We start from the raw sequence: 11,733 nt of genomic DNA, 5'->3' as shown, positions 1-11,733 counted from the left end.
CCGTGGAGCAGGTGCTCCACGGCCATGCGGCAGCCCGGCCCGGCGATGGAACGGATGACGTCGAAGCCCTCCGCTTTTACTTCCTCGTCGAAGACCACCAGCGTGGTTCCGTGCTCGGCCAGTTTCCGCAGGGCGTCCCGCTGGTCGGGACGGACTGCGTCCACGAACACGGCGTCGGCGTTGTGGGTGCCGAGCACTTTGACCCAGTCGGCGTCGCCCAGGATCATCGGAGTGATTCCCAGCGGGACCGCAGCCTTCTGCACGGCCTCGATGACGGACAGGGACCAAGGATCGGACAGCATGGTCAGCGACAGGATGACCGTATTGGTCCGGCCGGTCCGGATGGCCCGGGCCGCCTGGTTGGGGCGGTACCCGAGCCGCTCCGCAGCCGCCTTGACCTTCTCCGCCGTCGGATCCGACACCCCAGGTCCGCCATCGCCGCGGCGCCCCGACAGCACATAGGAAACCGTGGCCGTGGAAACTCCCGCCAACTCGGCCACCATACGTATGGTGGGCCGGATTCCGGTGGTGCTCGCTTTTGCCATGGTTCCCCCTGCTGGTGTTCTTCGTCTTACGCGTTGGTGCGTTCTTGGTCTGGTCCGTGTTGGTTTGGTCCGTGTTGGTTTGAGGCTAGCTCCTGAACACCGGCACGTTGGGGTCCAACGCGGCCTGGTACTCATCGCGCATCTTGTCGCCGCCTTCGCTCTTCCAGCGTTTGACCGCGTCCTTGAGCTCGTCGATCTTGGCGCGGCCGGTAATGATGTCCACTACCTTGTCGCGCAGCTGCTTGGTGATCTTGGCGCCCACCTTGGCGTTGGTGTCCGAGTAGGAACCGTTGGTGGGGTTCCGCCAGGCGAACTCAAGGAGCTTCTCCTCCTGCTGGCTGACATACCGGGTGTCGTCGTCGAAACCGGGGTTGAAGATGACGTTCTCCGGGCTGGACATGATGTTCAACGCCGACACCAGTCCGGGGGCGTTGGTTGTTCCCGTTTCGGTGCGCGCCGGGTTCCCGGAGCCGTCGATCGTGTAGTCCTGGCCGAGCTCGCCGAAGTTCTTCTGCATGTACTCCACGGTGCCGAACGGTGCGGACAGGTAGTTGATGAGCGAGAGCAGCTCGCGGATCTTGCCCTCGTCGGCCTTCTTGAACGGGGTGAAGCCCACCGTTCCGTAGCCCATGTCGTACACCGGTTTGACCTTGCCGTCCGCACTGAACGGAATGAGGACATCGAACTGGGCGGTCTTGTTCAGTGCACGGTAGCTGCGGATGTCGTGCGGGCCAACCACCACCTGGGCGGCCACGCTGCCGTTGGCGACGCGCGAACGGATGTCGGTTGCCTTGGAGTCCGGGTAGAAGACGCCGGCTGCGAACATCTTGGCCGTGAACTCCACGCCGGCCATGTATTCATCGGTTTCGTACAGGTGGGTCAGCGTGCGGTCCTTGTTGACGGCCCAGCTGTTCGGGGCGCCAAACCATTCGGTGACCATGTGGAGTGCATTGATATAGGCAGGTTCGAGCGCGTACTGCTGGTCCCCCGGTCGGGTCAGCTCCTTGGCCTTCTCAAGGAATTCGTCGGCGCTGGCCGCTTCGAAGCCGCCCACCTTGGCCCACATGTCGTGGTTGCCCAGGTACACCTGGCCAAAGGGGGTACTCGGGATGGGAGCTCCCCAGATCTTGCCGTTCACGACGGCGGTCTTCCAGGAATCGGGCTTGAGTGCGGCCAGGTTGGGGTACTCCAGGACGGCGTCACCGGAGAGGTAGGGCGTCAGGTCCTGGAACTTGGCTTCGAGCATGGGTCCGACGTTGGGGATGCCCTGGTTCGGCGGAACCCACATCATGTCCGGGAGATCGTTACTGGCCAGGACGGTGGCGAACTTGGCCGGGTAGCCGTCTCCGATGTCTTCGGCGATCTGGAGCTCCAGGTCGCCGCCGAGCTTGGCGTTGAGTCGCTGCCAGAAGGGGTTGTCCTTCATGCCAGGGCTCATGGTGTCGAAGGTTTCGGTGAGACCGGTGACCTTGCCCTTGAGCGGCGGCGTCTTCACGGACTGCACAGCGGTGGGCAGCTTGAAGTAGCCGGCTTGGAGGCCCTTGGCGTTGCCCGCGATGTCCGGGGTGACGCCAGTGAATTCCTTGTATGTGGGCAACTTGACCGAAGCTGAGGCAGCGGCGCCTCCGTTGCTCGCGGCTCCGCCACCACCACAGGCGGACAAGCCTGCGGCGGTCACGGCCAAGCCTGCGAGGCCAAGGAAACCGCGGCGGCTGAATCCGGCCTGGGAGGTAGTGCTCGTCATGGCATAACCCTTTCTGGTTACTTGCTTTTTGTCTGGGGGTTTTGGGTGTTTGGGCTTGTGGATAGTGGGCTTCGGGGCGGGACTAGCCCTTGACTGCTCCGGTGATGACGCCCTTGGCAAAGTGCTTCTGGAGGAACGGGTAGACCATCAGGATCGGGACGAGCGCCACCACGACCACTGCCATCTGGATGGACTGCGGTGGCGGTGTGGTGGTGATTCCCAGCTGGTCCGCCGCGCCACTGCCCTGGACCACGAAGTTGCGGAGCAGCAACTGGATGGGCCACTTGCTGTGATCGTTGATGTAGAGCAGGGCGTTGAAGAACGAGTTCCAGAAACCGACGGCGTAGAACAGCCCGACGACGGCGATCACGGCTTTGGACAGCGGCATCACGATGCGCCACAGGATCTGCCAGTCGTTGGCGCCGTCGATCCTGGCGCTTTCGATCAATTCACCCGGAATGTTCATGAAGAACGAGCGCATCACCACGAAGTTGAATGCTCCGAAGATGCCCGGGAGGATCAGCGACCAGAGGGAGTCAAGCAGTCCCAGCTGGCGGATCATGAGGAATGACGGGATCAGGCCCGGCGCAAACAGGAGCGTGAACAGGACTGCGAGGATCACAGGACGGCCAAAGAGCACCGTCCGGCTGGTGGCATAAGCCATGGTGATGGTCACGAACAGGGCCAGGATGGTGCCCACCGCCGTGACCAGCATGCTCACGCCGAGTGACTGCAGCACCATGGGGCCTTTGAAGATGGTGGCGTAGGCCTCCAGCGTGGGACGCTCCGGCCACAGGACAAAACCTCCGGCCTTCACGAGTTGCTCAGTGTCGGCCAGCGACGTTGAGACCACCAGGAGGATGGGCGTCAGAATGGACAGGCTGAACACGATCAGGACCACTGCCTTGACCGTTTGGTACAGGGCGGAAGGCTTTTCCTTCCATACCGGGCGCTTGGGGTTGTACGTAAGTTCCCGGGGTTTTCTAGCGAAAAGTGTTGTTGCCATGGGGTTCTCCTTGTGCGGCAGGCGCGCGGGTCAGCGGGGCTTTCAGCGCACTTGTTTTGCGAAGATTCCGTCTTCGCCGAAGCGGTGGGCAAGTTTGTTGGCGCCGTAGATCAGCAGCGCACTGACCACGCCCTTCGCGAGGCCGGCCGCGGCACCTGAGCTCCAGCCGCCTCCCACTACGCCGGTGTAGTAGGTGAAGGTGTCCAGCACTTCCGCGGCTCCAGCGCCCACTGCGTCACGCTGCAGGATGAACTGCTCAAAGCCGACAGAGAGGATGTCGCCGATGCGCAGGATGAGCAGGAGCACAATGACGGGCCTCAGGCCTGGGAGGGTGATGTGCCACATCCGGCGCCAGCGGCCTGCACCGTCAGCCGCCGCAGCCTCATAGAGGGAAGCATCGATGCTGGCGAGGGCCGCCAGGAAGATGATCATTGCCCAGCCCGCGTCCTTCCAGATCATCTGGACGACCACCATGACCGGGAATGTTTCCGGGTTGGTCATGAAGGGAATGGGATCCATGCCCCAGTCCCGGAGAAGGTTGTTGACGAAGCCTGCGCCGCCCAGCATTTGCTGGAAGAACGCGATCACCAGCACCCAGGAAAGGAAGTGCGGCAGGTAGGCGATGCTCTGGAAGATCCGGCGGACCCGGGTGCTGATCAGTGAATCCACAATCAGCGCCAGCACCAGCGGCACCGGGAAAAGGAAGACCAACTGCCAGGCGGCCAGGTACAAGGTGTTCCAGAAAGCGTGGATGAAGTCCGGATTGCCGAACAGATCCACAAAGTTCTGCCAACCAACCCACAAGCTGTCGCCGATGCCCAAGTAGGGCTGGTAGTCCTGGAACGCGATGACGTTGCCCAGGATGGGGATGTAGAAGAAGAGCAGCAGGAAGGCCACACCCGGGACCATCATGAGCAACATCTGCTTGTCGCGTCGCAGGCGGGATCGGAAACTCTGCTGCGGGGGCTTGCTTCGCTTCCGCTTCTTCGCACCGGATCCGGGGGTGTCTCCACCTGCCGGGGCCGGGACTCGGCGAGCTTCGGGCAATGCCGGAGCCTGTTCCGTCGTCGAGTTCATGCTGTCTCCTCAAGTGCTGAGGCCGAATCAGCAATGTGATTCAAGCCACGCTCGTTAACCGTTTAACAAACCATAAGTGACGCGCATCTCTTTTTGCAAGATCATGATCGAAACTGACCGCAGAAATCATTTTTCATCATTCCGACGGCTTCCCAACCAGCCGGAAACGCGGCCCCGCTAAAGTACAAGCAGGTGGAATTCACACAGGAGGTGGAAATGGCAGATTGCTGCAGCCCAGGCGCCGACGCCCGGGAACACTCGACGTCGGGGATGACGCTCCCCCTGCGTACCGTGGGCGGACAGCGGAACGTGCGTGCCGCCGTCGAGCCTTCCGCAAGCAGTCCCTCAGCGTCCAAGGAAACAAACGACGTCGGCATCCCCGCCGGGACCTTCGCGATGGGCGACCCCTTCGGCGAGGGCTATGAAGCCGACGGCGAGTCTCCAGTGCACCACGTGTCCATTTCAGGCTTCCGGATCAGCGCCACCACCGTCAGCAACGAGGATTTCGCGGCGTTCGTGGACGCCACCGGGCATCGAACCGAGTCGGAAACGTTCGGAACATCGGCAGTGTTCCATCTGGCCGTCAGAGCCGCCACGCAGGACATCCTCAACCGCGTCAACAACGTGCCCTGGTGGCTCAACGTCCGTGGAGCCGACTGGGCACACCCTGCAGGACCGCGCTCGCACTGGTCCGAAATCCCGGACCACCCCGTAACCCATGTGTCGCACAACGATGCCCTGGCCTACTGCGAGTGGGCCGGCCGGCGGCTGCCCACAGAAGCTGAGTGGGAATATGCGGCCCGGGGCGGGCTGTCGGGACAGCGCTACCCCTGGGGCAACGAACTGCACACCGATGAGCCAGGCGAGGCTGCCCACAACTGCAACATCTGGCAAGGCGAGTTCCCTTCCCGCAACACGGTGGAGGACGGCTACCTCACCACGGCACCCGTGCGTTCGTTTGCCCCCAACGGCTACGGTCTGTACCAGACCAGCGGGAACGTATGGGAATGGTGCAGCGACTGGTTCCTGCCCAAGTACTACAAAACGTGCCTCGCAGCAGGAACCGTCGAAGACCCCCAGGGGCCCACGATTGGCCGCGGCAGGGTGATGCGCGGCGGCTCGTACCTCTGCCACGATTCGTACTGCAACCGCTACCGCATCGCAGCACGGAGCTCGAACACGCCGGACTCAGCCAGCGGCAACCTCGGATTCAGGACTGTGGCCCTCTAACTGATTGGCGCTGTAGCCTACTTGGGCCCGTGGCCCCTGTGCCCGTGGCCGCCTTTGAGGCCGGCAGGCAACTCGCCCGATACCACCCTGGTAGCCGTGACGGTATCGCCGTCCTTCGTCCCGCTGATGCGCACTGTGTCGCCAGGTTTGAGGTCGGCAGCCGTGGCCGACGGCAATGTGGGCCGGCCCCTGCCATTCCTCAGGTCCGAAGTATCAGCAGGCACCTTGGCGATCCGTGTCTCCGCCTTGAGCACGTACCGCTGGGCAAAGCCGTCCTCGCTCTTCACTGTCACTTCGGAGTCGCTGACGGTCTCGATGGTTCCAAGCTGCGTGACAACGGTGCGGAAGGTGCCGTCCTGTTGCTTGACGACGTGCTCGCCATGGATTGCCTGCCCACGCCCCTCGGTGGACTTGGCTTTCGTCGTCGCGGACGGACTGGGTGAAGCAGAGGTGCTCGACGGCGAAGGGCTGGGTTGGGTGCCCGCCCACACAGCGGCGGCCCCGCCGCCGGTCAGTGCGACGGCGATCCCGCCGGCAAGGAGGCCCTTACGAAGGCCTGGTCTGAGAGTGGCCATGCATCCATTGTGCGCCCAAAGCACAGTAGGCCGCAGTAAAAACTGCGGCCTACTGTGATGCTTGAAGCGGGTGCTTAGCCCTCGACGCCGAGCTTCTCCAGGATGAGCTCGCGGACTCGTCCGGCGTCGGCTTGGCCACGGGTGGCCTTCATGACGCCGCCAACGATTGCGCCGATGGCCTGAACCTTGCCGCCCCGGATCTTCTCCGCCACGTCAGGCTGTGCTGCCAGTGCGGCGTCGATGGCTTCCAAGAGGGGGCCGTCATCGGACACAACGGCCAGGCCGCGCTGCTCGACGATCTCCGCCGGGGTACCTTCGCCGGCGAGGACGCCGTCCAGGACCTGGGTGGCCATCTTGTTGTTGATCTTGCCGTCTTCGACGAGCTTGTTCAGCTCGACGATGACCTGCGGAGTGACGCCCAGCTCGGAAGGATCGACGTCGGCAACCTTGGCGCGGCCAACGATCTCACCCATCCACCACTTACGGGCAACATCTGCGGACGCACCGGCTGCGATGGTTTCCTCGATGGAGTCCATGACACCGGCGTTCACCACGTCACGGAACTCCAGGTCCGAGTAGCCCCAAGCTTCCTTGAGGCGCTTCCGGCGCTCGGCCGGCGGCTCGGGAAGGGTAGCGCGGAGCTCCTCCACCCACTCACGGGACGCGACGACGGGAACCAGGTCCGGCTCCGGGAAGTAGCGGTAATCGTCAGCATCGGACTTGGGCCGGCCCGACGTCGTCGAACGTGTGTCCTCGTGCCAGTGGCGTGTCTCCTGGATGACCGGTTCGCCGGAATCCAGGACGGCAGCGTGGCGCTGGATTTCATAGCGGACGGCGTGCTCGACGGCGCGCAGCGAGTTCACGTTCTTGGTTTCCGAACGGATACCGAAGCGTTCCCGGCCGTGCGGGCGCAGGGAAACGTTGGCGTCGCAACGGACGTTGCCGCGCTCCATCTTGGCATCGGAAACACCAAGGTTCTTCACGATCTCGCGAACAGCAGCGACGTACGCCTTGGCCAGCTCAGGCGCACGGCTGCCCGCGCCCTCGATCGGCTTGGTGACGATCTCAACCAGCGGAACACCCGAACGGTTGTAGTCCACCAGCGAGTAGTCGGCACCCTGGATGCGGCCCGCGGCGCCACCCATGTGGGTCAGCTTGCCGGCGTCCTCCTCCATGTGGGCGCGTTCGATCTCCACGCGGAAGACCGTGCCGTCCTCGAGCTCGATGTCGAGGTATCCGTCGTAGGCGATCGGTTCGTCGTACTGCGAGGTCTGGAAGTTCTTCGGAGTGTCCGGGTAGAAGTAGTTCTTCCGGGCGAAACGGCAGGACTCGGCGATCTTGCAGTTCAGGGCAAGGCCGATCTTGATGGAAGACTCCACAGCCGTCTTGTTCACTACCGGAAGGACGCCGGGCATGCCCAGGTCAACCTCGTTGACGTTGGTGTTCGGCTCGTCACCAAACACGTTCGGCGCGGAGGAGAACATCTTGGTCTTGGTGTTGAGCTCCACGTGGACCTCGAACCCCAGGACGGGATCGTACTTCTCCATGGCCTCTTCGAAGCTCAGGGTTGCGTCGACGGACATTAGTTGGAACCTCCGGCGGTGGTTGAAGCTGATGAAAGCTCAGGCGCCTGCGCAAGCATCGGGCCGCCCCACTTCTCTTCAAGCATGGTTTCGAGGACCGCACCCACGCGGTACAGGCGGGCATCCTGGCGGGCCGGAGCCAGCAACTGGATACCAACGGGCAGGCCGTCTTCATCAGCCAGTCCACCCGGCAAGGACAAGCCCGGGATACCGGCGAGGTTGGCCGGGATGGTTGCGACGTCGTTCAAATACATTGCCAGCGGATCATCCAGCTTCTCCCCCAGCTTGAACGCCGTGGTGGGCGCCGTCGGGGAGATCAGGACATCGGCCTTGGCGAAAGCGGCGTCGAAGTCGCGTTGGATCAGCGTGCGGACCTTCTGCGCCGAGCCGTAGTAAGCGTCGTAGTAGCCAGCGCTCAGTGCATAGGTACCCAGGATGATGCGTCGCTTCACCTCGTCGCCGAAGCCGGCGGCGCGGGTAGCACCCATGACGCGCTCGATGGTCATGGGACCGTCCTTGGGCAGCACGCGCATGCCGAAGCGGACACCGTCGAACTTGGCCAGGTTGCTGGACACCTCGGACGGCATGATCAGGTAGTACGCACCCAGGGCGTACTTCAGGTTGGGGCAGGAAACCTCGACGATTTCAGCACCGGCATCCTTCAGCAGCTGAAGGGACTCGTTGAAACGGTTCTCGACGCCGGCCTGGTAGCCCTCGCCGTGAAGTTCCTTGACGATGCCGATCTTCATGCCGGCCACGTTGCCCACGCGGGCCGCAGCAACAAGGTCATTGAAGGGATCGGTCAGTGACGTGGAGTCAAACGGATCGTGGCCGCCGATGACTTCCTGCAGCAACGCCGAGTCCAGCACCGTACGGGAAACCGGGCCGATCTGGTCCAGCGACGACGCCATGGCAATGGCACCGTAACGGGACACTGCACCGTAGGTCGGCTTCACGCCAACGGTTCCGGTGACTGCACCGGGCTGGCGGATTGAGCCACCGGTGTCCGTCCCGAGCGCAAGCGGCGCTTCAAAAGCGGCGACGGCGGCAGCGGAGCCACCGCCCGAACCGCCCGGAATCCGGTCCAGGTCCCACGGGTTGCGGGTGGGGCCGTACGCAGAGTGCTCCGTGGAGGAGCCCATGGCGAATTCATCCAGGTTGGTCTTGCCCAGGATCGGCATCTTGGCCGCGCGCAGCTTCTTCACCACGGTGGCGTCGTACGGGCTGTTCCAGCCTTCAAGGATCTTCGAACCAGCCGTCGTCGGCTGGCCAATCGTCACGATGAGGTCCTTCACGGCGATCGGCACACCAGCGAGGGCATGCAGCTCTTCGGCGGCGGAACCGCCGGCAGCGCGGGCAGCATCAACCTCGGCCGCAACAGCCAAAGCCTCTTCGCTGTTGACGTGCAGGAAGGCATGAACCTGGCCGTCGACGTCGGCAATGCGGTCAAGGTGCGCCTGCGTTACTTCGACGGCGGTAACCTCGCGGGAAGCCAGCTTGGCAGCGAGATCGGCAGCGGAGTGGCGGATGAGTTCGTTCTTCAGATCAGTCATGTGATTAGCCCTCATCCAGGATTGCCGGGACCTTGAAACGGTTCTCGTAAGCATCCGGAGCACCGGACAATGCCTGCTCAGCCGTGAACGTGTGGCCCACAACGTCCTCACGGAACACATTGGTCAACGGAATCGGGTGCGACGTCGCCGGGACGTCCTCCCCCGCAGCTTCGCTCACGCTCTTCACCGAATCCACGATGACAGCAAGCTCAACAGCCATCCTGTCCAGTTCTTCGGCACTCATTTCAATGTGAGCCAGACGCGCAAGATGCGCGACGTCGTCACGGTTGATCGCAGCCATGGATCTCCCCTGCAAAGTTCAAATGGTTTTCCGAACCAGTCTACTTGTCCATGCGCCCCTGCTGGACGCTGCGCTGGCGCGCAGGGCGAGTGGTTGAGTTCGGTGGCTGCCCGCAGACGATCCTTTGGTCGCTCGCTCGTTCCTCGCTTAGACGCGACCGGCAGGATGTCTCCGGTCCGCCGCCTATTGCCCATCTCACCTTGCGGTCGGCACCCACCCCACTTCTGGACCCAACCACAAAGACGGCTGAGCGGACCATATGCACTTTGCTTTTCCGTTGGGTTGGGCCGTGGGCTGGGTGGGCTTGATCGCGTCACCGGGGTAGACATCCGTGTGGCCCTTCACACGGAACGACCCAGGCATCCGGGTGCTGCGCGGGCTGAAGCGGGCGCCCGGAAGCGTGCGTCCAAGCGAGGCACGAGCGAGCACGCGGAGGGGGGGGGGCCGGGGGGGGGCCCCCCCCGCGCGGCCGCGGGGGGGGCCGCCGGCGCGGGGCCGCCCTCCGGAGGATGTCTGGGTCCTTTTGCACCGGAGGGCGACCATTTCAGGCCGCCCTCCGAAGGATTGTTTGGGCCGGTTTGCGCCTGCGGCGCACCCGGGTTGGGGTGCTGCGCGGCGGGTTAGCCGATGCCGATGGCTCCGGTCAGGACTCCGACTGCCAGCATGACGATCGAGACGACTGCCGTGCGCCACAGGACCTTTTTGTGGTGGTCGCCCAGGTCAACCTTGGCGAGGGATACCAGCAGGAGGATCGCGGGGACCAGGGGGCTTTGCAGGTGGAACGGCTGGCCAGTGATGGAGGCGCGGGCCATGTCTGCTGCATCCACCCCGTAGTGGGCGGCGGTTTCGGACAGGACCGGGAGGACACCGAAGTAGAAGGCGTCGTTGCTCATGAAGAAGGTCATCGGGATGCTGAGCAGGCCGGTGATGACTGCCATGAACGGACCCATATCGGCGGGGATGATCTGGACGAGCCACTCGGACATTGCCTTGACCATGCCGGTGCCATTGAGGACACCGGTCAGGACTGCGGCTGCCATGACCATGCTGACGACGGCGACGATCGAGGGTGCGTGCGCGATCAGCTGGGCGCCCTGGTCCTTAACCTTGGGGAAGTTGACCAGCAGGGCGATGGCGGAGCCGACCATGAACACAAACGGCAGCGGAACGACGTTGGCTACCAGGACCACCATGACGGCGACGGTCAGGCCCAGGTTGAACCAGAACAGCTTGGGCCGGAGGGTCTTGCGGTTGGGGTCAAGTGCGGTGTCAGCCATGGCGGTGTCGTGGTCGTCCACCAGGGTGGCCGGGTCTTCGAGGACCGCGACGCCGGAGCCTCCGCCGGTGCCCGGCTTGCCTGCCGGCGTGGTGGAGCTGTTGCGACCAAAGCCGAAGCGGCCCTTACCCGAGCCCGAACCGGCGGCGACAGATCCGCCGCGGCCAGTGCCGCCGTCGAACGCTTCCGAAGGATCGGCGACGTCGCCCCAGATCTCAGGGGCGGTGGTGCGGAGGCGGTTGCGTTCCTGCAGTCCGAGCAGCCAGGCGAAGACCAACACAACGATGAGGCCAACGATGAGCGAGGGGACCATGGGGACGAAGACATCGTTGACGTCCAAGTGCAGCGCGGTGGCTGCGCGGGCCGTGGGACCGCCCCACGGCAGGATGTTCATGGTGCCGTTGGCGAGGCCGGCGACACATGTGAGGACCACGGGGCTCATCTTGAGCCGCAGGTAGACGGGGAGCATCGCGGCAGTAGTGAGGATGAAGGTGGTGGAGCCGTCGCCGTCCAGGGAGACTGCTGCGGCGAGGATCGCGGTGCCGAGGACAACCTTGGCGGGGTCGTTGCCCAGCTTGCGCAGGATGAACTTCACCAGGGGGTCGAAGAGTCCGACGTCGATCATCAGGCCGAAGTAGATGATGGCGAACATGAGGAGCGCGGCCGTCGAGGTCATGGACTTCATCGAGTCCATCACCATGTCGCCGATACCGAGGCCCGCCCCGGCGAACAGGCCAAAGACGGTGGGGACGATGATCAGCGCCAGAACGGGCGTCAATTTTTTGGTCATGATCAGGACCATGAATACCGCAATCATTGCGAATCCAAGCAAAACCAGCACGG

General features: G+C 63.7%; 10 protein-coding genes. 1 reads left to right on the top strand and 9 read right to left on the bottom strand.

The annotated features are described in order from the left end of the window. The 4 genes from LN996_RS05825 to LN996_RS05810 all read right to left on the bottom strand — a co-directional run. Nucleotides 1–545, bottom strand: a 545-nt coding sequence (locus LN996_RS05825) for a LacI family DNA-binding transcriptional regulator (RefSeq protein WP_231339497.1), incomplete at its 3' end; no start/stop codon positions are given. Between the two features lie 85 nt (nt 546–630). Then, a complete protein-coding gene (locus tag LN996_RS05820; protein ID WP_231339496.1) occupies nt 631–2,289 on the bottom strand; it encodes a sugar ABC transporter substrate-binding protein in 1,659 nt (552 codons plus the stop codon). An 82-nt stretch (nt 2,290–2,371) separates the two neighbouring features. Then, nucleotides 2,372–3,295 carry a carbohydrate ABC transporter permease gene (locus tag LN996_RS05815; protein WP_231339495.1) on the bottom strand — a complete coding sequence of 308 codons (924 nt, stop codon included), beginning with the start codon at nt 3,293–3,295 and terminating at the stop codon, nt 2,372–2,374. A gap of 42 nt (nt 3,296–3,337) precedes the next feature. Then, a complete protein-coding gene (locus LN996_RS05810) occupies nt 3,338–4,372 on the bottom strand; it encodes a sugar ABC transporter permease (RefSeq protein ID WP_231339494.1) in 1,035 nt (344 codons plus the stop codon). Nucleotides 4,373–4,588: 216 nt separating this feature from the next. Between LN996_RS05810 and LN996_RS05805 the strand changes: the two genes are divergently transcribed. Continuing rightward, nucleotides 4,589–5,602: a formylglycine-generating enzyme family protein gene (locus LN996_RS05805; protein ID WP_231339493.1), complete on the top strand. Its 1,014-nt coding sequence runs from the start codon at nt 4,589–4,591 to the stop codon at nt 5,600–5,602. A gap of 17 nt (nt 5,603–5,619) precedes the next feature. Here LN996_RS05805 and LN996_RS05800 read toward each other — a convergent pair whose 3' ends face one another. From LN996_RS05800 to LN996_RS05780, 5 genes are all read right to left on the bottom strand, one after another. Next, nucleotides 5,620–6,177, bottom strand: coding sequence for a DUF5666 domain-containing protein (locus LN996_RS05800; RefSeq protein WP_231339492.1), 558 nt, complete (start codon nt 6,175–6,177; stop codon nt 5,620–5,622). 74 nt (nt 6,178–6,251) lie between these two features. Beyond that, a complete protein-coding gene (gene gatB, locus LN996_RS05795; RefSeq protein ID WP_231339491.1) occupies nt 6,252–7,760 on the bottom strand; it encodes an Asp-tRNA(Asn)/Glu-tRNA(Gln) amidotransferase subunit GatB in 1,509 nt (502 codons plus the stop codon). Then, nucleotides 7,760–9,313, bottom strand: coding sequence for an Asp-tRNA(Asn)/Glu-tRNA(Gln) amidotransferase subunit GatA (gene gatA, locus LN996_RS05790; protein ID WP_231339490.1), 1,554 nt, complete (start codon nt 9,311–9,313; stop codon nt 7,760–7,762). Before gatA ends, gatB begins: the two co-directional genes overlap by 1 nt. A 4-nt stretch (nt 9,314–9,317) precedes the next feature. Continuing rightward, nucleotides 9,318–9,614, bottom strand: a complete 297-nt coding sequence (gene gatC, locus LN996_RS05785) for an Asp-tRNA(Asn)/Glu-tRNA(Gln) amidotransferase subunit GatC (protein ID WP_026541440.1) — start codon at nt 9,612–9,614, stop codon at nt 9,318–9,320. A gap of 620 nt (nt 9,615–10,234) precedes the next feature. Then, nucleotides 10,235–11,731 carry a CitMHS family transporter gene (locus LN996_RS05780; protein ID WP_231339489.1) on the bottom strand — a complete coding sequence of 499 codons (1,497 nt, stop codon included), beginning with the start codon at nt 11,729–11,731 and terminating at the stop codon, nt 10,235–10,237. Between the last annotated feature and the right edge of the window lie 2 nt (nt 11,732–11,733).

Source organism: Arthrobacter sp. AK01, assembly GCF_021109375.1.
In the GTDB taxonomy this organism is placed as follows: domain Bacteria; phylum Actinomycetota; class Actinomycetes; order Actinomycetales; family Micrococcaceae; genus Arthrobacter.
This window is presented reverse-complemented; position numbering and strand designations above follow the sequence as displayed.